Genomic DNA, 22044 nt, shown 5'->3' on the forward strand with positions numbered 1-22044 from the left:
GCCGACGGTGTACGCGCTCAAGGCGCGCCGCGGCTGTCCTTGGCGCTGGTGCTGGAAACCGGCGCCGCCGCATTGCCCCAGGCGTTGCGCACATAGGTGAGCACATCGGCCACCTGTTGGTCGTTGAGCCGCCAGGCGAAGGAGGGCATGGCCGGCGTCGTCGGCGCGCCCTTGGTATAGGCGCCCTGCCCGCCCGCCATGACGACGCGCAGCAAGGTGGCTGGATCGTCCGACTGCACGATGGCGCTACCGGCCAGGCGCGGGAACATGTTGGGTTGGCCCGTGCCGTCGTCCTTGTGGCAAGCGGCGCAGGTATCCTTGTAGATGGCGCCGCCAGCCACCATCGCCGGATCGGTGGCGGCAACAGGCGTCACCGACGGCGACGACGTGGTCGTCTGCTTGAGATAAACCGCCATGGCGCGCAGATCGGCGTCGGGCATCTTGGAGGTGGACTTCTGGATCACCTCGATCATCGGCCCCGACGCGACAGTGTGGCCATTGGCGCCGGTCTTTAGATAGCGGACGATGTCGTCATTGTCCCAACCGCCAAGGCCTTTACGATTATCGCCGGTGATGTCGGGCGCGTACCAACCCTGCAACAGGCCGCCACGCAGCGGCTTGCTGCTGTCATCAGCGCCGAGCGTCGTCTTTGCCGTGTGGCAGGTGCCGCAATGGCCCGGTCCGTCGACCAGATAGGCGCCGCGATTCCATTCGGCCGAGCGCGCCGGATCGGGCTTAAAGCGGCCGGGTGAGAAGTTCAGCATGTTCCAACCCAGCATCGACAGGCGAATGCTGAAGGGGAACGGCAGTTGATTGGATTCGACCGGATTGCGGACCGGGCTGACGCTGCGCATGTAGGTCCACAAGGCGGCGACATCGCTGTCGGTCATCTTGGTGAAGGCTGTATAAGGCATGGCCGGATAAAGCCTTTTGCCATCCTTGCCGAGGCCCGCATGCAGCGAATTCTTGAAATCGCTCAGGCTCCACGCACCGATGCCGGTTTCCGGATCGGGCGTAATGTTGGAGCCAACAAGCGCGCCGAACGGCGTTTGCAACACGACGCCGCCGGCAAACGGCTTCGATGGATCGAGCGTGTGACAGCCGGCGCAATCGCCCTCGATCGCAATTCTGCGACCGGCCTCGATCTGCGGAAAATTCTGCTCGTCGGCCGCCTGCGCGCTGCCGGCTATCGCCGACGTCAAAGCGCTTGCGATCAGAAGTGCGATCGTTCTGGTCATGCCTACACCAACGGGCCAGGGTTGCGCATATATTTCTGGATGATGGCATCAGCCGCCCAATAGGCGAGCGCGCCCACCGTACCAGTTGGATTCTTGCCGGCATTCTGCGGAAAGGCCGAGGCGCCAATGGCGAAGACGTTATGCACGTCCCAGCTTTGCAGATAGCGATTAAGCGCGCTGGTTTTCGGATCGGCCCCCATGATCGCGCCGCCCGTATTGTGCGTGCTTTGGTAAGGCACGATGCTATAGGGTTTGCTGCGGCGCGCGGGGACCGCCTGGCGTGGCTGTAGCGCCTTGGCGATCTCCTCCATGCGATCGGTCACCCAGTTCGACATGGCAATGTCGTTATCTGAGAAGTCGAACGTCATGCGCATCAGCGGATTGCCAAACCGATCCTTGTAGGTCGGATCAAGATCAAGGTAATTGCCGCGGATCGGATAGCTCGATCCCTGGCTCGTGTAAGTGAACGAGCTGAGATAATTGTCCTTCGTCGCCTTCTTCCAGTCCGAGCCCCAACGCGGCGTCCCCGGCGGCACGGGTCGATTGGAAATCGGTCGGCCGTTGGTCGGGTTGCAGTTGATGCCGGCGCCACCAACGAAATTGAGCCCCGTGTGATCGAAGGCGTCGCCATTGAAGTCATCGACCGTTTGCCCAAACGCGCCGGTGGCAGCAAAAGGATTGAAATTCTTATTGTCGAAGAAGAGCTGAAGGGCTGAATTGGTCTGATAGCAATAGTTGCGCCCGACCCCACCCTCGCCCGTGCTCGGATCATAGGCCTGACCGATCTTCGATAAGAGCATCAATCTGACATTGTGCAATCCAAAGGCGCACAGCAGAACAAGATCGGCTGGTTGTTCGAATTCCTCGCCATTCACATCGACATAGGTGACGCCCGTGGCATGCTTGCCGGTGGGATGCAGATTGATGCGTGTCGCTTCGCATAAAGTGCGCGCTTCAAAATTGGATTTGCGCATCAGCAGCGGCAGAATCGTCGTCTGGGCGCTGGCCTTTGAATAATTGCCGCAGCCAAAGCGCTCGCAAAAGCCGCAATAGGTACACTGCCCCATCGAGATGCCGAGCGGATTGACATAGGCTTCCGATGCATTGGCGGATGGTGTCGGGAAAGGGTGTAGACCCATGCCCTTGCATGCTTGCGCGAACAGCGTTGGCGCATAGCTCATCTTCAACGGCGGCAGAGGATATTCACGTTGGCGCGAGCCTTCAAACGGATTGCCGCCTGGCTGGACCTGCCCCTTCAACACACCGGCTTTTCCGGCAATGCCGGCTAGATATTCGAAACGATCGAATGAGTTCTCGAGATCGTCATAGGTCACGCCCCAATTCTGCACCTGCAGATCTTTATGGACGAAACCAGCGCCATACCGTTGATCGAGATGGCTCTTGAGTTCGAAATCGGAGGGAAAGAAACGCCAGGTCTGGCCGTTCCAATGCACGCCAGCGCCACCGACGCCATTGCCCGGCAGGAACGAGCCGAACTCGCGGATCGGCAAGGCCGTCTGCGTCGTGTTGTTGCGGAAGGTGAAGGTTTCCTGCGCCGGTTTGAGGAACAGATCCTGGCGGATCGCATAGCGCAATTCGTCGGGCATATAGCCAACGTTGAAATCGGTGGCCGTGTCGCGCCAGGGACCGCGTTCGATGGCAACGACGTCATAACCGGCATCGGTCAGTTCATGGGCTAATATCGCGCCGGTCCAGCCGAGGCCGACAATCACCACATCGCGGCGGGGGAGTTTACGGGCCATGTGTTACCGCCTTGACCAGGTTGAATTGCCCATGATCGAGACGGGCGGGTGCGGATAGGGCTGGTTGTGCTTGTCGATATGGTCGCGATAGTCGTAGCGCGCCCCGGGGAAGCCGATCATGCGCCAACTCACCATGTCCTTGTTGCCGCCATAGATCGGATCGGCGAAGAAACCTTCCATGGTGTTCTGCAGGATCAGTTCGAACAGGCTCTTGGCGTCGCCGCTGTCAAACTTGACGCTGTTGGCTTCCATCTTCTTCAAAAGGTCGTCCTGCTCGGCCGGGCTCAGCCCATCGAAACTCTTGCCGGCGAAATTCGCCTTGCAATAGGCATCAAGCCCCGCGAGCCCTTGCCTATAGCGACCTGTGGGCGACAGCGGCGATTGGAAGCCTTGCGATGGCGTGCCATTGGCGAAGGGCGGCTGCATGTAGAGATTTTGCGCGCTGCCATAGGCGCCCGAAAGCTGCTGGTCGATGAAGACAGCACAGCCGGCGTCCTTGCCGCCGACACTCAGCTGATCGGCCGGGATGAGCCGATCGACAATCGCCTCGACGACACGCACCTCGGCCGGGGTGAAGAAGGTCCACGCGCCTGGCACGACGGGCGTTGGCGGCGCCGCGCTATAGGCCTGCCAGGGCAAGGCGCCCGATATGCTTGCCGCGGAGGTGTGGGTACCGGCCGAGGCCAGAAAGGCGATGGACGCCGTTGACGCCAAAAAATGCCGGCGCGTGACAGACGCCGATGGCGCTGCTTCGTGGGACACGTGATCCTCACTGACAATATTTGAATCAGACCAATGAAAAGCACTCCCGTTCGATCTCATGGTCAAGCGATTTCATTTTTCGAATTGAATGAAATGCGCGGGATCGCCCCTGCTGCGACGCACGAGGAACGTCGCAGCGCTCGGCATTCAAGCCGGCGCAGAGTTGCCTCGCCTCACGCTGCATCGTGCACTTAGACGCGGTTCCACGCATTTTGGCGATGATCGCACGAAGACAGAACCGTTCCTTGAAATCGTCAGCGTGACGACGTCAAATGAAAGTTCCATGATTTTTGCGCATGGCCGCCTTCTCCTGTGCGCACAACACGAAGCGCCCTTGATCTACCTACGCTCGCGCTTCATCATACCCATATGGCTGGATCGACTCACGAGCCGATCATCGTTTTTGACGCGCACTGCGTGTTGTGCTCGACCAATGCGCAGTTCGTGCTTCGTCATGATCGTCGCCGCCACTTCAAACTCGCCACCCTGCAGGGCGCGACCGGCGCCGGCCTTTATCGACGCTTCGGCCTGAACCCCGACAATCCAGACAGCCTCATTCTCGTCGAGGGAGAACAGCTGCGCCGCGACAGCGACGCCATTCTCGCCATTTGCGAAGGGCTCGGCTGGCCCTGGCGGGGCTTCGCCACTCTGCGTCTCGTGCCCAGGGCCGTGCGCGACCCGCTCTATCGCCTGATCGCCCGCCATCGCTATCGACTGTTTGGCCGGCGCGACACCTGCTGGGTGCCGACGGCCGCCGATGCGGAGCGCGTCCTCTGAGCGCCGTGCTCATCATCGGTGGATATGGCGGCTTTGGCGCACGCTTGACGCGCCGTCTTCTGGCACAGGGCCATCAGGTGCTTGTCGCCGGCCGCTCCGCCGATAAAGCCGAGGCCTTCTGCGCGCCTCTGCCGATGGCCACCGCCGTGGTCGCCGATCGCAACGGCGATCTCGGGCCTTTGCTATCAGCCCACCATCCCAAACTGGTGATCGATGCGGCCGGCCCTTTTCAAAACAGCGACAACCGGCTGGCGTGCGCCTGTATCGCCGCCTCGATTCCCTATCTCGACCTTGCCGACGCCCGCGCCTTTGTGACCCAAATGCAAGAGCTCGATGTGCCGGCCCGCGATGCCGGCGTCGCCATCATCTCGGGTGCCTCCAGCGTGCCGGCTTTGTCGGGCGCGGTCGCCCGCCAACTGGCCCAAGGCCTGTCGCGGGTGCGCCGGGTGGAGATCGCCATCAGCGCCTCGAACCGGGCCACCGCAGGCTCTTCGGTCGCGGCCGCCATTCTCAGTTATGTCGGTAAGCCGCTGCAGCTGTGGCGCGGCCAGAACTGGGATCGGGCCTGGGGCTGGCAGGAGCTGCGCCGGCAGACCTTCCGCCTCGCCAATGGCGCAGCGCTGCGCAACCGCTGGCTCGCCTTGGCCGACGTGCCCGATCATGACCTGTTGCCCGCGGCCCTCCCCGGTCGCCCCGCCGTGACCTTTCGCGCCGGCACGGAATTCGCCGGCCAGACGCTCGCGCTCTGGCTGGCGAGTTGGCCAATACGCTGGATCGGACATGGATCGCTCGCGCCGCTGGCGCCCCTGCTGGGGCCGCTACGGCGCCTCACCGCGCGGTTCAGCGATGAGCGTTCGGCCATGGCCGTCACCATGACCGGCGAGATGGACGGACGTTTTATCGAGCGGCAATGGACCCTGATCGCCGCCAATGGCGACGGGCCGGAAATCCCGACGCTGGCCGCCGCCCTCCTCGCCGAAAAGATTCTGGCGGGCGAGATCGAGCCTGGCGCACGCGATGCCGGCGAGCTGCTGACCCTGGCCGATTTCGAGCCTCTGTTCGCAACCCTGTCGATCCGCCATGAGCAGAGCCAGACCCTACTGCCGCCGCCACTCTATGCGCGCGTCGCCGGCGCCGATTTCGCCCGCCTGCCGGAGAAGGTGCGCACCCTGCACGATATGCGCGGCGACGGCGGCGCTTCGGGCGAGGCGCAGGTCGAGCGTGGCGACCATCCGGTGGCGAAATTTGCCGCCTGGATGATGGGTTTTCCGCCCGCCGGTCTGCACAAGTTGCATGTCGCCTTCAGCGAAGAGAATGGTGTCGAATACTGGACCCGCCGCTTCGGTGACAGCCGTTTCAGAAGTCATCTCAGCGCCAAAGGCAACACGCTGACGGAGCGCTTCGGGCCGCTGCGCTTTCGCTTCGATCTGCCTTGCGACGAGAAGGGGCTCGCCATGCAAATCAAGGGCTGGAGCTTCTGCGGCCTGCCTCTGCCCTTGTCGGCAGCGCCACAGGGCGTCGCACGCGAATGGCAGGAAGACGGCCGCTTCCATTTCGATGTGCCGATCGCTTTGCCGAAGATCGGCCTGGTGGTGCATTACAAAGGCTGGCTCGATCCGGATTTGAAGACGTGACGCCCGTCATTGCGAGGAGCGTAGCAACGCGGCAATCCAGGAGCGCGTGGTAGACCATTAAGAAATGCCTGCGGTGCGGGTCTATTATGTCTAAGTCTCCGGGCTTGGCTCGACCGGCGTTTTGACGCCGACGACGACAAGCGCCTCATGCAGGGTGGCGAAAATGCGGGTCTCGCCGAGCAGAGCGACGATGCCGTGCCGCTCCAAATCGGCGCGCAAATATTGGCTAACGCGGGCAAAGATGACTTCGACACCGCTCTGCAACAGCGTTGTGCAGACATCGGCGACGGAGCGGGAAGCGGAATAATCCATATCGGTGATGGCGCTGGCATCGATCACCAGCCAATGCACCTTATGGGGCGCGCAATCGACGAGCGCGTTGACTTCCTCGACGAAGAAATGGTCGTTGGCATAAAAGAGATCGGCGCCGAAGCGAAAGACGATCAGGCCCGGCGCGGTCTCGGCGCCTGGCGTCGCCCGCGCGGGCATCCATCGGGCGTCTCTGCCTTGCACCAGCATGGTCGTGTGCGGACGGTAGCTGTGACGGACATGGCGCAGCAACGACAGCACGATCGCCAACAGAATGCCTTGCTCGACGCCGATGAGCACCACCGCAGCGGCGGTGGTGAAGGCGAGCCCGAACTCGCCAGGGCTTTCACGCAAAATCGCGCGCAGGCTTTTGACGTTCACAAGGCCGATGGCAATGGTGAAGACCAGAGCGGCCAGAATGCCATGGGGCAGATATTGCAGCCAGTCACTGAGAAACAGCAGCACGAAAACGACGATCGCGGCGAAAGCGAGCTGCGCCAATTGGCTGCGCGCACCGGCGCTATCGGCGGCGGCGGTCTGGGTGGGGCTGCCATTGACGACGAAGGTGCCGCTGGCAGCCGCCGCCGCATTGGCGGCGGCCAGGCCCAGGATATCGGAATCGGCATCAACCCGTTCGCGATAACGATCGGCGAAGGCGCGCCCGGCGGCGGCGCTTTGCGCGATGATCATCACGAAACAGGCCCCGGCCACCGGCAGCAGCGCCAAAGTTTCCTGCCAGCTCACCAATGGCACATGCAAGCCGGGCAAACCGCCCTGCACCTGGCCAAGAACAGAAATGCCTCGGCCAGCGAAATCGAACAGATAGCTGGCGGCAATGCCGAGCACCACGGCGAGAAGCGGCCCCGGCACACGCGGTATCCAATATTTTAAAGCCAGAATGCCCACCGCCACCACGGTGGAGATGATCAAGGTGGGGAGGTGGATCTTGCCCAGGGATTGAACGATCAGCCACACCTGCTGGATGGTGTTATGGGGCTGATCGCGCAGGCCGAGCATGTCGCCCAGCATGGCGATGGCCACCTGCACGCCGACACCGGCGAGAAAACCGACCAGCACCGTGCGCGATAGAAAGTCGGCGAGAAAGCCGAGTTTGAAAATGCGCGCCAGCAACAGCAAGCCGGCGGTGAGCAACGCCACCATGCCAGCCAGCGCAACATATTGGGCGCTGCCGATCGGCGCCATGGCGGTCAAGCGGCTGGCAAGGATGGTGGCGGTTGCGGAATCCGCCGCGACGACAAGATGGCGCGAGGCGCCGAGAATGGCGAAAGCCACCGTCGGCCACAGCACCGTGTAAAGACCGTTGACGGCCGGCATGCCGGCGATACGGGCATAGCCGAGAACCTGCGGTATGCTCATGGCCGCAAGCGTCGCGCCGGCGACGATGTCGCGTAGCGCCTGCGCCCGGTCGAGCGGCAGAATCCCTTTCAACAGCGGAAAACGCATCTCTTGCCCAGACCTCTTGCCCAAGCCTTCTCAAACGTCCGACTCGGATGGAACGGCAGCATAAGCGATTTGCCCGCCATCTTCACAGGATGCCGACGTCAGCTTCTTTCGCCCCAAGGATCGAGCAGAATCCGTCCCGATACGGTGCCAGACTCGAGCAGAGTATGGGCTTCTCCGATGGCCGATAGCGGTAAGACCGTGTGAATCGCGGGTTCGATCTTGCCCTGCCCCAGCAGGTCGATCACGCAGCGTTGATCGTTAAGGGTCGAGGCGCGCGCGCCACGCAGATTGATCTCGAGGCGCAGGCAGTCGCGGGTGGTGAGCGGCACGGGGCCGCCACCGCCTTCGACGGCAGCGACAACCAGCGTGCCGCCAGGACGCAGCACATCGATCGCCAGTTTCAGCATTGTGGGATCGCCGCTGTAATCGATGGCACCGTCGACACCCAGTTGATCCGCATATGCTCTGACCGCCGCAGCATCATCCTTGCCGGAGAGAACGACGACGGCGGCCGCACCACGGGCTTCGAGAAAGGCTTTCTTCTGGGCGGAGCGCGTCACCGCGATCACCCGCAGACCCATCAACTCAGCCAGATCAAGCGTCGCCGAGCCCATGCCGCCCGATGCGCCGATCAGCAGCACACTATCGCCGAGGTGCGCGCCGAGACGATCGGCGAGGATGCGATGGGCGGTGGAATAGGACCATAACGCTGCCGCAGCCGCGCTTTCACTCGCTCCTGATGGCAACTTCATCCAATAGCTTTCCGGGCGGGCGACGAATTGCGCGTTGCCGCCAAAGAGAGTGTGCCCGGGATATTCGATCTCGGTGGAAAGATTGCCGAAGCCACGAACAGTGAGCGCCGAGGCGGGATTGGCTGGATGGACCAGGCCAACCACACGGTCGCCAACAGCGAAGGCCGTCACGTCGCGGCCCACCGCCTCGACACGGCCCGCCGCATCACGACCAAGTTGCATCGGCATGGGAAAAGCAGGTCGGCCCGGCAGCACCGGCAACTCGCCCCGACGATATTTGATGTCCCACAAGGACACGCCTGTTGCCGTGACTTGCACCCGCACGTCGCGCGGGCCGATCTCGGGCATGGGAAAATCGCCATAGACCAGTTTGTCGACACCGCCATGGTCAAAAATACGAACCGCTTTCATGCCAACTCCTCGTTTCGCCCACATACCCGACCATTATATTGACAGCTATATGTCGTAAAGACAGAATTCTGTCATATTGATGGTTCATGCCGGTATGGGAAATGGGAGGACTGACGCTATCGGCGACAACAGGTGAGCATCGCGGAGCCATTACGCGCTGTTGCCGCCGAGCCCAGACAATGAGCGCGAGCGCAGCTTCGCTCTACACGGGATCTCGAACGGTTCTGAAACTCAACGGCCTTGCGCGAGGTTTGCCGCAAGCCGGTCATAGCCGCCACGGATCATTGCGCCATAACCGTTCTCGGGAAAGCCGGCGAGATAGTCGAGGCCCATCGTGAGATAGCATTGCGCATTATCACGATCACCGAGTCTGAAATAGGCATCGGCGACATTGAGATACAGCGAGGGATAGAAATCCTTCAACGACAGCGTGGCGTCGAAGGCCAACACCCGCTCCTGCGTCACCTTACCCGCCGCTTCAAGCGCGCGAAGGTCCCAACGGAGTTCATCGGCGACATGGTCCTGCGCGTCGGCGAGGAAATGCGCCAGACTGCATTGGTGCAGCGGATCGGGATCGGCTTCTCCCTCGGCCCACAGCGCCTCAAGCCGTCGTTTTGCGCCTTGTACATCTCCGCTCTGAAGTTGCTGAACGGCATCCATCAAGCGCGCCATTTTCGGATCGACCGTCATCTCATGGGTTCCAATATCGCTGGCTGTTCCTTGAATTGACATCGGATGAAAGGGGAGGCTTCCTCCACGATCCCATTCTTCGATTATGCACAAGGGACCGCAATGCCAAAAGTGTCGATCAAAGCCAAACCCGCGGCGCTGGAGGTGGACCTGTCCCGCGCGGCCGTCCTCGTCAACGATATGCAGAACGCCTTCTGCGCGCCCTCGGGCTATCTCGATCGTATCGGCTTTGATATCGGCCCGGCCGCCGCGACGGCCACCAAGGTGGAGCAATTCTGCAATGCCGCCCGCGCCGCGGGTCTGCCGGTCGTTCTCATGCAGAATGGCTTCTCGCCCGATTATCACGAAGCGTCTGGCCCCGGCTCGCCGCTCTGGCATAAATCCAACGCCCTGCGTTACATGCGCGCCCATCCGCAAGAACAAGGTCGCATTCTCACACGCGGCACATGGGACTATGAGCTGATCGAAAGCTTGCAGCCTCAGCCAGACGACGTGCTGATCCAGAAATCGGCTGACAATGGTTTCGCCGGCACCGATCTCGATCGCCTCTTACGGGCCAGAAACATCAACACCGTTTTTGTCTGCGGCATTTCCAGCAATGTCGGCGTCGAGTCAGCCCTGCGCGCCGCCTATCATTTGGGCTATTTCGGCATCATGGTGGCGGATGCCTGCATGGCCGTTGGCCCTGCGTTCATGCAGGAAGCGACCGAGTTCAATATCGCCAGCTTTTTCGGTTGGGTGTCTTCCGTTGATGACATTTCTGATTCATTCAAGCACGCTACAGCCTAGGCCAAATCGCGTTTCGATAGGAATATCAATTGCACAAGCGATAAGGCGCGCATCCCAGCAAGCATCGGCATAGCCTCACCTTGACTTGCCGCGCCGATGCTCCCTAGATCGGCGCATTCTTTTTAATTCATGGGATGAAGATGCGCGTATTTCGCAATGCTTTGATCGCGAGCCTGGTCTTTTCCGCTAGCTTCGCCGCTCTGCCGGTTTTGGCGCAGCCCAAACCTTCCGCTACGGACGATCGGGCCGTTTCGCAATTCTGGAACGTCTATCGCACGCTGACGAGTGAATGCGGCGGCGCCGCCTGGACGCTCTGGCAATCGAATTCCTATGAGCGCTGGCGCAGCGGCAAGTCGCCGGTCCTCTCGATGCATTATTCGGCGCGTTTCTATCAGACCTTGCCACCCGCGCCCCAGGCGCTGCCGGAACCGACGCGCGCTCAGGCGGCCGAGGCGATGAAGAAGGCCAATGACATCCTGAAGACGTCCGCCCCCGAGTTCAGCACGCTTGCCGACTATATCAACGCCAAGGATTTCAAGGACGACAAGTACAAGAAGGGCGACGAAATCAACACGCGCCTGGTCGCCGCCGGCAAGGCCTGTTTCGACGTTAGCCAGGAGATGGAAAACATCTTCACCGCCTATGCCGAGAAGCGCGCACCCGATCTTGTGTCTGCTTCATCAAACAAGCCCGCCGCGCAGCAGCGCTTGAGCGACTGGCAGATGGCCCGCGACCTGTCCAACGAACTGGCCAAGGGCACCAAGGCAGATCTCGCCGCGCTCGATACGAAAACCAAGGCCCTCTCAGAAATGGTGGAGAAGCGGCTCGCCGACCCGGCGCTGGCTGCCTCGAGCTTTTATCGCGACCTCAACAAAGACGTCGCGGTGGAAATGCGCAAGACCGTGCGTGAGATCAAGGAAAAGCCAAAGCTGCTGCAGGAATATGGCGAGCAACGGCCACGCAACCGCTTCGTCTATCTGCGCAGCCAGATCAATGCCGGCGGCGGACGTAACCTGCTTGATGAAATCAGTAAGTAAGCTCAAACCCTGTCCCGGTGGTTGATCGCCACCGGGCTCTTCCCTTTCTCTCTCGCCTTCGAGGGTGTGTCATGCCTCGCAATCTTACCACCAACCGCTCCAACAAAGGCATGGTCACCGCGCCACATGCGCTCGCAAGCCAGGCCGGCCTGCGTGTCTTGCAGGAAGGCGGCAATGCCATCGAGGCGATGGTCGCAGCCGCCGCCACCATCGCGGTGGTCTATCCGCACATGAATTCGATCGGCGGCGACGGCTTCTGGCTGATCTCGCGCGCTGGCGCGGCGCCCCTCGCCATCGACGCCAGCGGCACGGCCGCGCGCAAGGCGACACCGGCTTTCTATGCCGAGAAAAAGCTCAACGCGGTGCCGCCGCGTGGTCCGCTTGCGGCCAATACGGTCGCCGGCACGATCGCCGGCTGGGGCACGGCGCTCGCCATGGCGCGTGAGATCGGCGGACGCCTGCCGCTGTCGCGGCTCGTGGAAGATGCCATCGCCCATGCGGAGGCCGGCATCACGGTGAGCGAGACCCAGGCGGCGCTGACGACGTCGAAGCTCGCCGAGCTGGCCTTGCAGCCGGGCTTTGCCCAGACCTATCTCGTCGGCGGTCGCCCGCCGGCCTGCGGCGAGACGATGCGCTTTCCCGTGCTGGCACGCACCCTGCGGCAACTCGCGGCGAAAGGCACGGAGGATTTCTATCGTGGCGATCTCGCCCGCTCGATCACCGCTGATCTTGCCCGCTGCGGCTCACCGCTGACGCTCGACGACTTCACAGGCTACCAAGCCACACAGGTTGAAGCGCTCACCGTGAAGACCGGCGTCGGCCAGCTCTACAACATGCCGCCGCCGACGCAGGGCCTCGCCTCGCTGCTCATCCTGGCGCAATTCGATCGCCTGAAAGTGGCGCACGGCGAAAGCTTCGATCACATTCATGGATTGATCGAGGCAACCAAGCAAGCTTTCCTGGTGCGCGATAAGTATATCGGCGATCCCGGCACGATGACCCAGGACGTCAGGGCTTTTCTCGCCGACGATCAGGTGCAAGCCATGGTCAATCGCATCGATCGCCGCACGGCCCTGCCCTGGCCGCAACCCGCAACACCTGGCGACACGATCTGGATGGGCGCGATGGACGACGCCGGCAATGCGGTGAGCTTCATCCAATCGACCTTCTTTGAATTCGGTTGCGGCGTGGTGCTGCCTGAGACTGGCATCTGCTGGCAGAATCGCGGCGCCAGTTTCAGCTTGCAGCCGGGTTCTCCGCGCACGATCGGGCCGGGCCGCAAACCTTATCACACGCTCAACCCGGCGATGGCGCGCCTCAACGATGGGCGCTGGATGACCTATGGCACGATGGGCGGCGAAGGCCAGCCGCAAACCCAATCGGCGCTGTTCACACGCCACGTGCATTTCGGCCAAGACCTGCAAGCGGCGATCTCGGCGCCGCGCTGGCTGCTCGGCGCGACCTGGGGCGAAGACAAGGTGAACCTGCGCCTGGAAAACCGGTTCGATCCAACTCTCGTCGCGGCCCTGCGCCAGGCTGGCCACGACGTCGAACTGCTCGAACCGTTCAGCAGCACCATGGGCCATGCCGGCGCGATTACGCGGACGGCGGACGGCCGGATCGAAGGCGCGACGGACCCGCGCAGCGATGGCGCGGCGCTGGGCATCTAGAGCAAACGTTTCAGTAGAAACGTGATTTTGCTTAGATCCTCTTACTTGGACGCGTCCTCATGGCGCTCGACGATTCCGTCGAGCTGTGAAACGCTATAGCCCAGCTTTGAAAATTTTTGCCGCCTGCAGCTGCCTTCGGCGGACGGGCACGAATTGAAGCTAACACCCTCATAAATCAGTGGCTTTTATGGCATCCTGCCGTCACCAAGAGGCGCGCGCGGGTGCAGCGCCACATGGATTTTGTCCGACAATATGCCGACAGGCCCTTGCATTACAATCGGCCTATTGGTACGGTCAACCGGACAATCAAGCCAATCAGCGGGGCGAGTATGACGCAGCTTTCTCTCGATCAAGGGGACCTCAGCCTCTATCGGCAGCTTGAGACGATCGTCCGCGGACAGATCATCGACGGCGAATTGAGCCCCGGCGATCGCCTGCCCTCCGAAGCGGACCTGTCAGCGCAATACAGCGTCAGCCGCGCCACCGTGCGGCAGGCGCTGGAAGCGCTGGAACGGGAAGGCCTGATCAACCGCCATGTCGGGCGCGGCACCTTCGTGCGGGCGTTGACGACCCAGGCCGATACGACGGTCGGCCGCGTGCAGCATGATTGGCGCGAGGCCATCGCGCTTGCTGACCAGGCCGAACGGCTGACCCGACACGCCGGCATGCCGGCCCCGCCTCATGTGGCGAATATTCTCAAAGTCGCCATCGACGATCCGGTGCCCTTCTTCATCCGCATGTCGGAAAGCGAGCCGTCCTGGGGCGTGCGGCGCTATCTGCATCCCCGCTTCAACAGCGTCATCGCCGAAATCGCCGCCGCCAAGCATTTTCTGCCAAAGCTCAGCGCCGTCACCGGCACGCCCGTGACCACGACAAAAATGTGGGCCGAAGCGATCCTCGCCTCGCCGCGCTTCGCCATGATGTTCAAGGTGCCAACGGCTTCGCCAATGCTGTCGATCTGGTGGATCGACGAAGCTGACGGCGCCGCTGTCGCCGTTTCCCACATGCTGCAGCCCGGTCCGTTGTTCTCCCTTGGCCTCAATGCCGATGAGTTCGACGCCGAATAAGCGTGTTTTCCGTTGTGGAGTTCAGTCTTGCGTCCTGTCCACGGTGCCGACACCAAAACAATCGTGATCGATGGCGTCACCACGCGCTATCTCGAGGCTGGCAGCACGATGCAGCCGCATCTGATCCTGCTACACAGCTGCGAATTCGGCGCCTGCGCCGAGATCAGTTTCGAATATAACATCGCCGCGCTGGCGCAGCACTTTCACGTTATCGCGCCAGACTGGATCGGCTACGGCGGCAGCGACAAAACCTACGACTTCGGCCGCAATCCTTTGTTCCCGCGCCTACGCCAACTGCAGCGGCTGCTTGCGGCTTTCGCCATCGAGGAAGCCGATTTCATCGGCAACAGCTGCGCCGCCTCCTTCCTGTTGCAATGGATGTCGGAGCCCGGCAGCGACGACCGCCGCGTGCTGCCGGTGCGCAAAATGGTTCTGGTCAGCCCGTCGTCGATCGGGACGCCGGGACCGGGGCGACAAGCGCACAACGCCTATGATGGCCAGCGCGAAGCGATGCGCGCCATTGTCGCCGCCAGCTTTCACAGCCCTGTCTGGCCAGCGGACGAAGACTATGTCGAGCGTCGTCAACAGAGCGCGCTGACACCCGGTCATTGGGAAGCCATCGAAGCAGCGCGCTTTCGCATGCCCGGCCGCGTCTCGGCCGGACCGCCAAAGCCCGACTACAGCGCCTGCACCGTGCCGCTGCTGCTCATCACCGGACAGAACGACAAGCTGATCGCCGAGCCCGAAGGGGCGATGGCAAACGGCCGCCGCATGTTGCGCAACGGCCGCTTCGAGGTGTTCGCCCAATCGGGCCACTGCTCGCACATCGAACATGCCGACAGGTTCAACGCCATGGCGCTCGATTACCTCAGGACCGCCTGAGACATCGCTTCGCCAGCGTTTGAAAAAAATTGCATCGCGCGGCCCCGTGAACGGGCGCGCCATTGAGGGAGCACGACCATGCGTTTCGCCCATTTCGCCCATGTCTGGGGCAAGCCCGGCATGACGCCGCATCAGCGCTATGAACAATTGTGGCGCGAGATCCAGCTCTGCGACGAACTCGGCTTCGACTATGCCTTCAGCGTCGAACATCATTTCACGCCGCAGGAAAGCTGGATGTCGTCGCCCAACATGTATGTGGCGGCGGCCGGCGCGCGCACCAAGCGCATCAAGCTCGGCGCCATGGGCCATGTGGTGCCGCTGCATCATCCGGTGCGCCTCGTCGAAGAGATCGCGCTGGCCGACCAGATCACCAATGGCCGTGTCGAACTCGGCCTCGTGCCCGGCATTCAGGACAGCTACTTCAAGAATTTCGGCGCCAATTTCGCCGATCGCCGCGCCATCACCCAGGAATTCGCGCGCTTCATGCAGCATGCCTATCGCGAAGGTGCCGCTGGCCGCACGGTTGATTGGGACGGCGCGCTGATCAAGGTCAAGGACATGGACCTGTCGGTCTGGCCGGTGCAAAAGCCGTGGCCGCCGATGTGGATGGAAACGCGCGATCCGCCGACATTGGAGCTGTGCGCCGAACTTGGCCTGCACACCGGCTACTTCCTGTTGTTTCCGCGCCAGGAAGCCGCGACCCGCTACGCGCCCTATCTCGCTGGCTGGAAGACAAACGGCCATGCGGGCACGCCCAACATCGCCTATTCCACCGTCGTCTATGTGGACGAGACCGACGAAAAGGCCATCGCCAAAGCCAAGGCCGACGCGGGCAATGCCTATAAAGGTTTCTTCTCCACCGGCGACGACTGGGACGAGATCCGCAAGAAGCAGAAGGAGACCGCCGCTTACTTCGAAGTGCGCGGCGACAAGGGCGCCGGCGAGATCATCCTCAATCTGCTCGATCCCGATTATTTGATCGAGAACGACCTGGTGCTGATCGGCTCGCCCGAGACGGTGGCCAACAAGCTGCGCCGCTGGTCGAGCGAAGGCATGTTCAACACATTCTTCGGCGAGTTCAATTTCGGCAACATTCCGGAGGAGGCCTTGATGCGCTCGATCCGGCTGTTCGGCGAACAGGTGATCCCACGGCTGCGCGATCACGAACCATTCTGACGTTTGCGAAGCGGCGGGGCATCAACCCCGCCGCTTTCGCATTTAACAGAACGATCTTCATAAGAGGGGGAGAGAGCAATGCAGAATGATCTCAACAGGCAGAACTGGATGCTGATCGCCGCCGCCGTGCTGGGCGTCGGTGTTTCCTTGCTGGCGGTGGCTTTGATTCCGCTAGCGGTGTTTCTCAAGCCGCTGAACGCGGCCTTCGGCTGGGGCCGCGCCGAAATTTCGCTCGCCATCACCGTGATGGGACTGGCCATGGCCATCGCCATGCCAATCGCCGGTTGGATCATCGATCGCTATGGCATTGTTCGTCCGGCCATCATTTCGATCCTCGGAATTGCGGCGGGTCTGTTGTTCATGCCGACAGCCATCACGCAATTCGGCCTCATGGGTCTTTACGTAACCGCCGGCTGGATCGGTGCCGTGGGTACGGCTTCAAGTGCCGTCATCTACGTCAAAGTGCTGTCGGCGGTCTTCGATAAATCGCGCGGCCTGGCGCTCGGCTTCGCCATGGCGGGCATGCCGCTTGGCATGGCGGTGGCGCCACTCATCGCCGTCACCCTGTTGCAGGCCTATGGCTGGCAGGCCGGCTTCTATGGTCTGGCCGCACTCCCGATCGTCATCGGCATTCCGACCGTGCTTTATGTCGGCGCGCATGCGCCTGCCATGACCGCTGCTGGCGGCAAGCCTTCGTCCCGCGACACGAGCGGAGAGTGCCGCATGAGCGATGCGATGAAGACGCGCAGTTTTGCCACCATGTTTCTGGTCTTCCTGGTGGCGGCATTAGCTCTGCACGGCATTCAGATCCATCTGCCGGCACTGCTGTCTGACCGTGGCGTGCCGCAGCATCTGAGCGTCGCGGCTCTCAGCGTGATGTTCGTCGTCGCCCTGATCGCCCGTGTCGTCTGCGGCTTTCTGTTCGACCGCTTCTTCGCCCCCTGGATCGGCGCGCTGTGCTTTCTGGTTTCGGCCATTGGCGTGGCGATACTGATCTTGCCTGGCGCGCCGGCAGCGCAAGTCATCCTGGCCATCGTGCTGTTTGCCGTCGGCACTGGTGCTGAAACCGATCTGCTCGCCTTTCTGGTCAGCCGTTATTATGGCAATCGCGCCTTCGCGCAGATCTATGGCTGGCTGTTCGCCGCCTTCATGGTCGGGAGCGCCATCGGACCCTATCTGGTCGGCCTCGCTTTTGACCAGGCACGCGATTATACGACGGCGCTCGCCTGGTCATCGGCCGGCCTCTTGCTGTCGACCCTACTCCTTGCCAGTCTGCCGCGCTTCGCCAAGCGAGAGGCGAGCGCCACCGCGCCCGCCACAGCACCGGCGGAATAAAGGAGAAGAGCATGTCGGACCAGCGCACCGAACCAGACAACACGGCGGTGCGGGTCGCCCTGTGGCGAGCCTTGCATGTGGAGGTCGACGCGCCGCCGCCTGTGCTGGTCGACGACATCGGCCTCAAGCTGGTGGCGCCGGACGCTGGTTGGCGGCAGCGGCCCGACATGGACCCGCAGTTCACGCGGCTGTTTCGCGCCTCGATCGTCGCCCGCGCCCGCTTCATCGAGGATCTCGCCATCGAACAGGCGGCCAAGGGCGTCAGCCAATATGTCATCCTTGGCGCTGGCCTCGACACTTTCGCACAACGCCGGCCGGAGATAGCCTCCGGCCTGCATGTTTTCGAAATCGATCAGCCGGGCACGCAGGCCTGGAAGCGGCAACGGCTCATCGACTGTGGCTATGGCATTCCCAATTGGCTGCACCTCGTGCCGGTCGATTTCGAGGCTGGCGATCAATGGCAACAGCGATTGGTGGAGAACGGCTTCGATATCAAACGGCCCGCCGTCGTCGCCTCGACCGGCGTCAGCATGTATCTGACGAAAGAGGCGGTGGCGGCGACCTTGCGCCAGATCGCGGCGCAGGCGCCGGGCTCGTCGCTGGCCATGACATTCCTGCTGCCGCTTGAACTGATGGATGCGGATGTGCGGCCAGGATTTGAAATGGCCGCCAAAGGCGCGCGCGCCAGCGGCACGCCCTTCCTCAGTTTCTTCGCACCGGACGAGCTTCTCGCCCTGGCGCGCGAAGCCGGCTTCAAAGACGCCCAGCACATCTCGGGCGCAACACTGGCCGAGCGCTATTTCACCGGCCGGAGCGATGGCCTGCGGCCACCAAGCCATGGCGAGGATCTGCTCGTCGCGACCACCTAGAAAGGACGGCACATTATGGACCCGAGACCAGATGAACTGACCGGGAAAGTGGCGTTGGTGATCGGCGCCGGCTCCATCAAGCCTGACGAGATGAGCAATGGACGGGCGACCGCCATCACTTACGCCCGCGCCGGCGCCAAAGTCGTCGCCGTCGATGTCTCAGCTCAGGCCCTGGCGGGAACCACCGATGCGATCACGGCCGAGGGATATGAATGTCTCGGCTTGGTCGGCGATGCCTCCGACGAAACCGTGGTGAACGAGATCGTCGCCGCGGCCATACAGCGCTTCGGCAGCGTCGACATTCTGCACAACAATATCGGTATTCTCACCTTCGGCTCGGTGCTCAAGACCGATGTGGAGACCTGGGACCGCATCATGATGCTGAATGTGCGCAGCATGTTTCTCGCCACCCGCACCGTGCTGCCGCATATGATCGAACGGAAAGGCGGATCGATCGTCAATATTTCAGCCCTGGCCTCCGCGCGGTTTCTCGGCGCGGCGGTCACCTATATGACATCCAAGGCTGCGGTAAACGGCTTTACCCAGGCGGTGGCTTTGGAAAACGCCCGCCACGGCATCCGCTGCAACGCCATCCTGCCGGGCTTCATCGATACTCCCGTCGGTCTCAGCGTCTACGAAGGCGGCGATCCAGTGGAAGCGGCGACGCGCAAAGCCAAGCGCAATGCGGCGCTGCCCAGCGGCAAGGCCGGCACGCCTTGGGACATCGCGCGCGCCGCTTTGTTCCTCGCATCCGATGCGGCCGCCTACATCAACGGCGTGCTTTTGCCTGTTGAGTCAGGCGTGATGTTGCTCTCGCCAACCGCCGCATGAGCGACGCGGGCCGACGATGAGTGCTCGCCGCCTTGCGCTTTGCCTCCGTTCTCCAACTCCTCGGCAAGCTCAGCGGCCAAGCCGAAGAACTTGCGCCGCATTTCCGCAGCGAACGGATTCAAGCGCTCGATCGCGTCGAACACTTCCGGCGCGTCGTCGCGCACCATGTTGATGCCTTCCATCAGCAGGTCGAAGCTGCGCGTCGTCATGGTGGAGGGCAAGGGCTCCATCTGCACCAGAACTTTGGCGATGAGATGGGTGAGGCCCTGCACGGCAGCCGCTTCGCGATCATGCGCCTCCGGCGTCGTCACGATGACATCGAGCGCGAAATGGCGGCGCAGGAAAGCCGCGATCCTTGGCGTCTGCTGACCGCGGATCGGGCAAAGCGCGATCTTCAAACCAGCAAGGCCATTGCGTGCGCTTTGCGGGCCAAACAGCGGATGGGTGCCAACGACATCGACATGAGCGGGCAGCCCAGCCGCCATGATCTGCGCCGGCAACGTCTTGACCGAGCCGACATCGAGCACCAGCACGCCTGGCAACAAATGCGGCGCGATGGCCGCGACCGCCTGCGCCATGGCCGCCACCGGCATGGCCAGAACGACGATCGGGCAGCGCGCCGCGTCGGATAAACTCACGAGGGTGACGCCTTGGGTAACACCTTGCGGCGTTTGCGCATCGCCGGCTGCGTATTTGGGATCGTGGCAGCGCAGATCGAAAAACGGATGTAGATGCTCGGCCATCAGGCGGCCGAAGGCGCCGAAGCCGATAAGGCCAAGACGCGGACGTTGGCGGGGATTTGCAGAAGATTGACCAGACAACACAATGGACCTCTTGGGACAAACGCCAGAGGTCACGTTCCAACCGCTGGCTCGACAGCGGTTGAAAAAGACAAAGCCCTTCCTGCCGCTAGATGCGCGGCGGGTAATACGACGTCTGGAAGGGGGCGTTGCTCATGGCGCCTCCCTTAGCCGTAAAGGCGCGGCGAGGTCAATGCGGCAAAACTGGCCCGCACCCCTCAGGCATTCACCCTTCAGACTTGCGCGAAGCCGAACAGCCGGGTCGGATTGGTGGCCAGAATGCGGCGCGCCAGGTCTTCATCACCGATCCAGTCGAGCAACAGGCCGATCAGTTGGCCGACATCGGGCGTCATGTCGCCCATGCGCAGATGCGGCCAGTCCGATCCCCACAGCAGGCGATCCGGGTTGGCTTTGACCAGCGCGTCGTGGAACGGCCGCAGATCGGGATAGTCGGGCAGCACACGGGAATTGCGGCAGAGCGCCAGCTTCACCCAGAGGCGCCCTTCAGACAGCAGCGCGCAGAGACGTTGGAAGGCAGGATCATCGACGCCGCGTTCGACATTCGGCTTGCCCATATGATCGAGCACGATGTCGATGCCCAGCGAAAGCAGGCGCGTCTCCTGGCCGACGATGGTTTCGCAATCGGCCCAGATATGCGCGTGCATTCCGAAAGCGCGCAGGCGCGGCGCGAGCCGCGCTAGATCGTCGAAGCCGACGCTGCCGGGAAGACGGCCGCCCGTGGCGGTTTTGATTTCGACGAAACGCAAAGCGCGCACGCCGAGCGCGCGCCAGGCTTCCAGTTGCGCGTCGCTCACCGTTGCATCGGCGATAGCGACACCGCGATAGGCCTCGGGTCTTGCCCGCAGAGCGTCAAGGAAGGCCGCATCATCGAAGCCATAGACAGACGATGGCTGCACGATCACCGCGCGCGACAGGCCCATCGTCTTGAGTGCCGCGGCATGGCGATCGAGCCAAGCCTCTGGAATATCGCCGGAGAAGGCCGCCTGAGCGAAGCGCTGGGTTGGCCCGATGACATGGCAGTGGCAATCGCAGGCGCCGGCGGGAACAGACAGCATCTTTAACCGTACCTTTTAGCCGTCTTGCAATTGCGTTGCCTGCGCCGCAGGGCGGGCCTCGAAGGTCTCGTGCCAGCGCGCAAGATGCGGATGCGTAACGCGCCAGGGCTCAGTCGCGAAGCGGAAATCGCTATAGGCCAGTGCGCAGCCAATGGCGATTTCGCCAATGCCAATGCTGTCGGAGGCGAATGTATCCACCTCCGCTTCAAGATGGCGCAAGACCGCCGCGCGCTTGAAGGCGAAGGCTTCGATATGCTTCTGCGATTTCTCCCCCGCGGGCCGATCACGCTCGTTGCGGGCCAGGATCAGAATATCGAGCAGGCCGTTGCCAAGCGCGTGCAGGCGCAGCGCCGCGATGCGCGCATCGCCTCCGGCCGGAATCAGCGGACGGCGACCGGAGATCTGATCGAAATATTCGATGATGACGTAGGAATCGAACAGAACGCGCCCGTCTTCGAGAACCAGGGTTGGAATCTTGTTCAACGGATTTTCAGGCATCAGGTCGGCATTGGCCGACGACATGGCAACGACCGTGCGCAGGCGCTCGATGCGCTCGGCCAGGCCCAGCTCATGGGCGGCCAGCATGACCTTGCGCACATAGGGCGAGCGCGGCGACCAATGCAGCTTCATCATGGGCGGCCGGACCTTGGGCTAAAATGGCGAGAGGGCGAGGTCATAAGGGACATCCGATTGATATTGAACCCGGAGAGGA

General features: G+C 62.4%; 20 protein-coding genes. 11 read left to right on the forward strand and 9 right to left on the reverse strand.

Annotated elements, in window-relative coordinates:
- Nucleotides 1–17 precede the first annotated feature (17 nt).
- From BLW50_RS17330 to BLW50_RS17340, 3 genes are read right to left on the reverse strand one after another with little or no spacing between them, the layout of a single operon-like run.
- Nucleotides 18–1238 (reverse strand): cytochrome c, encoded by a 1221-nt coding sequence (locus BLW50_RS17330; RefSeq protein WP_090704769.1) that lies wholly within the window; start codon nt 1236–1238, stop codon nt 18–20.
- A 2-nt stretch (nt 1239–1240) separates the two neighbouring features.
- Complete coding sequence (locus tag BLW50_RS17335; protein WP_090704771.1) at nt 1241–3001, reverse strand: GMC family oxidoreductase; 1761 nt, start codon at nt 2999–3001, stop codon at nt 1241–1243.
- Between the two features lie 3 nt (nt 3002–3004).
- Complete coding sequence (locus tag BLW50_RS17340; RefSeq protein WP_244544286.1) at nt 3005–3763, reverse strand: gluconate 2-dehydrogenase subunit 3 family protein; 759 nt, start codon at nt 3761–3763, stop codon at nt 3005–3007.
- Nucleotides 3764–4132: 369 nt separating this feature from the next.
- Between BLW50_RS17340 and BLW50_RS17345 the strand changes: the two genes are divergently transcribed.
- Complete coding sequence (locus tag BLW50_RS17345) at nt 4133–4540, forward strand: thiol-disulfide oxidoreductase DCC family protein (RefSeq protein WP_090704774.1); 408 nt, start codon at nt 4133–4135, stop codon at nt 4538–4540.
- Nucleotides 4541–4545: 5 nt separating this feature from the next.
- Complete coding sequence (locus tag BLW50_RS17350; RefSeq protein WP_280141500.1) at nt 4546–6174, forward strand: SDR family oxidoreductase; 1629 nt, start codon at nt 4546–4548, stop codon at nt 6172–6174.
- Nucleotides 6175–6264: 90 nt separating this feature from the next.
- On the opposite strand, the gene BLW50_RS17355 is transcribed toward BLW50_RS17350, so the two are convergent.
- From BLW50_RS17355 to BLW50_RS17365, 3 genes are all read right to left on the reverse strand, one after another.
- Nucleotides 6265–7947, reverse strand: a complete 1683-nt coding sequence (locus BLW50_RS17355; RefSeq protein ID WP_090704775.1) for a SulP family inorganic anion transporter — start codon at nt 7945–7947, stop codon at nt 6265–6267.
- A gap of 98 nt (nt 7948–8045) precedes the next feature.
- A complete protein-coding gene (locus BLW50_RS17360; RefSeq protein WP_170850213.1) occupies nt 8046–9110 on the reverse strand; it encodes a quinone oxidoreductase family protein in 1065 nt (354 codons plus the stop codon).
- Nucleotides 9111–9341: 231 nt separating this feature from the next.
- Entirely contained in the window at nt 9342–9800 is a 459-nt protein-coding gene (locus BLW50_RS17365) for a hypothetical protein (RefSeq protein ID WP_090704779.1), read from the reverse strand.
- 102 nt (nt 9801–9902) lie between these two features.
- On the opposite strand from BLW50_RS17365, the gene BLW50_RS17370 reads away from it, so the two are divergent.
- From BLW50_RS17370 to BLW50_RS17410, 9 genes are all read left to right on the forward strand, one after another.
- Nucleotides 9903–10589 (forward strand): isochorismatase family protein, encoded by a 687-nt coding sequence (locus BLW50_RS17370; protein WP_170850214.1) that lies wholly within the window; start codon nt 9903–9905, stop codon nt 10587–10589.
- 140 nt (nt 10590–10729) lie between these two features.
- Nucleotides 10730–11626: a DUF3829 domain-containing protein gene (locus tag BLW50_RS17375; protein WP_170850215.1), complete on the forward strand. Its 897-nt coding sequence runs from the start codon at nt 10730–10732 to the stop codon at nt 11624–11626.
- 71 nt (nt 11627–11697) lie between these two features.
- A complete protein-coding gene (locus BLW50_RS17380) occupies nt 11698–13296 on the forward strand; it encodes a gamma-glutamyltransferase family protein (RefSeq protein ID WP_244544288.1) in 1599 nt (532 codons plus the stop codon).
- Between the two features lie 329 nt (nt 13297–13625).
- Entirely contained in the window at nt 13626–14363 is a 738-nt protein-coding gene (locus BLW50_RS17385; protein ID WP_170850216.1) for a GntR family transcriptional regulator, read from the forward strand.
- A gap of 27 nt (nt 14364–14390) precedes the next feature.
- A complete protein-coding gene (locus BLW50_RS17390; RefSeq protein WP_090704786.1) occupies nt 14391–15245 on the forward strand; it encodes an alpha/beta fold hydrolase in 855 nt (284 codons plus the stop codon).
- Between the two features lie 78 nt (nt 15246–15323).
- Complete coding sequence (locus BLW50_RS17395) at nt 15324–16421, forward strand: LLM class flavin-dependent oxidoreductase (protein ID WP_090704788.1); 1098 nt, start codon at nt 15324–15326, stop codon at nt 16419–16421.
- Nucleotides 16422–16499: 78 nt separating this feature from the next.
- Complete coding sequence (locus tag BLW50_RS17400) at nt 16500–17756, forward strand: MFS transporter (protein ID WP_090704789.1); 1257 nt, start codon at nt 16500–16502, stop codon at nt 17754–17756.
- Between the two features lie 11 nt (nt 17757–17767).
- Nucleotides 17768–18625, forward strand: coding sequence for a class I SAM-dependent methyltransferase (locus BLW50_RS17405; RefSeq protein ID WP_090704791.1), 858 nt, complete (start codon nt 17768–17770; stop codon nt 18623–18625).
- A 15-nt stretch (nt 18626–18640) separates the two neighbouring features.
- On the forward strand, nt 18641–19456 hold the full coding sequence (locus BLW50_RS17410) for an SDR family NAD(P)-dependent oxidoreductase (protein ID WP_090704793.1): 816 nt from the start codon (nt 18641–18643) through the stop codon (nt 19454–19456).
- Here BLW50_RS17410 and BLW50_RS17415 read toward each other — a convergent pair.
- The 3 genes from BLW50_RS17415 to BLW50_RS17425 form a co-directional block, all read right to left on the reverse strand.
- Nucleotides 19390–20277 carry a prephenate dehydrogenase/arogenate dehydrogenase family protein gene (locus BLW50_RS17415; protein WP_090709275.1) on the reverse strand — a complete coding sequence of 296 codons (888 nt, stop codon included), beginning with the start codon at nt 20275–20277 and terminating at the stop codon, nt 19390–19392. The two genes, BLW50_RS17410 and BLW50_RS17415, sit on opposite strands and share 67 nt — an antisense overlap.
- Before the next feature lie 212 nt (nt 20278–20489).
- Complete coding sequence (locus tag BLW50_RS17420; protein ID WP_090704795.1) at nt 20490–21332, reverse strand: amidohydrolase family protein; 843 nt, start codon at nt 21330–21332, stop codon at nt 20490–20492.
- A 15-nt stretch (nt 21333–21347) separates the two neighbouring features.
- Nucleotides 21348–21965, reverse strand: a complete 618-nt coding sequence (locus BLW50_RS17425; RefSeq protein WP_210186093.1) for a glutathione S-transferase family protein — start codon at nt 21963–21965, stop codon at nt 21348–21350.
- Nucleotides 21966–22044 lie beyond the last annotated feature (79 nt).

The organism is Beijerinckia sp. 28-YEA-48 (assembly GCF_900104955.1).
Taxonomy (GTDB): domain Bacteria; phylum Pseudomonadota; class Alphaproteobacteria; order Rhizobiales; family Beijerinckiaceae; genus Terripilifer.

What these genes read in the sequence shown, in the direction of transcription:
- BLW50_RS17355 (WP_090704775.1), bottom strand. Translation starts at nt 7,947, where the DNA reads ATGCGTTTTCCGCTGTTGAAAGGGATTCTGCCGCTCGACCGGGCGCAG.
- BLW50_RS17395 (WP_090704788.1), top strand. Translation starts at nt 15,324, where the DNA reads ATGCGTTTCGCCCATTTCGCCCATGTCTGGGGCAAGCCCGGCATGACG.
- BLW50_RS17425 (WP_210186093.1), bottom strand. Translation starts at nt 21,965, where the DNA reads ATGATGAAGCTGCATTGGTCGCCGCGCTCGCCCTATGTGCGCAAGGTC.
- BLW50_RS17400 (WP_090704789.1), top strand. Translation starts at nt 16,500, where the DNA reads ATGCAGAATGATCTCAACAGGCAGAACTGGATGCTGATCGCCGCCGCC.
- BLW50_RS17370 (WP_170850214.1), top strand. Translation starts at nt 9,903, where the DNA reads ATGCCAAAAGTGTCGATCAAAGCCAAACCCGCGGCGCTGGAGGTGGAC.
- BLW50_RS17345 (WP_090704774.1), top strand. Translation starts at nt 4,133, where the DNA reads ATGGCTGGATCGACTCACGAGCCGATCATCGTTTTTGACGCGCACTGC.
- BLW50_RS17365 (WP_090704779.1), bottom strand. Translation starts at nt 9,800, where the DNA reads ATGACGGTCGATCCGAAAATGGCGCGCTTGATGGATGCCGTTCAGCAA.
- BLW50_RS17410 (WP_090704793.1), top strand. Translation starts at nt 18,641, where the DNA reads ATGGACCCGAGACCAGATGAACTGACCGGGAAAGTGGCGTTGGTGATC.
- BLW50_RS17380 (WP_244544288.1), top strand. Translation starts at nt 11,698, where the DNA reads ATGCCTCGCAATCTTACCACCAACCGCTCCAACAAAGGCATGGTCACC.
- BLW50_RS17420 (WP_090704795.1), bottom strand. Translation starts at nt 21,332, where the DNA reads ATGCTGTCTGTTCCCGCCGGCGCCTGCGATTGCCACTGCCATGTCATC.
- BLW50_RS17335 (WP_090704771.1), bottom strand. Translation starts at nt 3,001, where the DNA reads ATGGCCCGTAAACTCCCCCGCCGCGATGTGGTGATTGTCGGCCTCGGC.
- BLW50_RS17360 (WP_170850213.1), bottom strand. Translation starts at nt 9,110, where the DNA reads ATGAAAGCGGTTCGTATTTTTGACCATGGCGGTGTCGACAAACTGGTC.
- BLW50_RS17375 (WP_170850215.1), top strand. Translation starts at nt 10,730, where the DNA reads ATGCGCGTATTTCGCAATGCTTTGATCGCGAGCCTGGTCTTTTCCGCT.
- BLW50_RS17330 (WP_090704769.1), bottom strand. Translation starts at nt 1,238, where the DNA reads ATGACCAGAACGATCGCACTTCTGATCGCAAGCGCTTTGACGTCGGCG.
- BLW50_RS17385 (WP_170850216.1), top strand. Translation starts at nt 13,626, where the DNA reads ATGACGCAGCTTTCTCTCGATCAAGGGGACCTCAGCCTCTATCGGCAG.
- BLW50_RS17405 (WP_090704791.1), top strand. Translation starts at nt 17,768, where the DNA reads ATGTCGGACCAGCGCACCGAACCAGACAACACGGCGGTGCGGGTCGCC.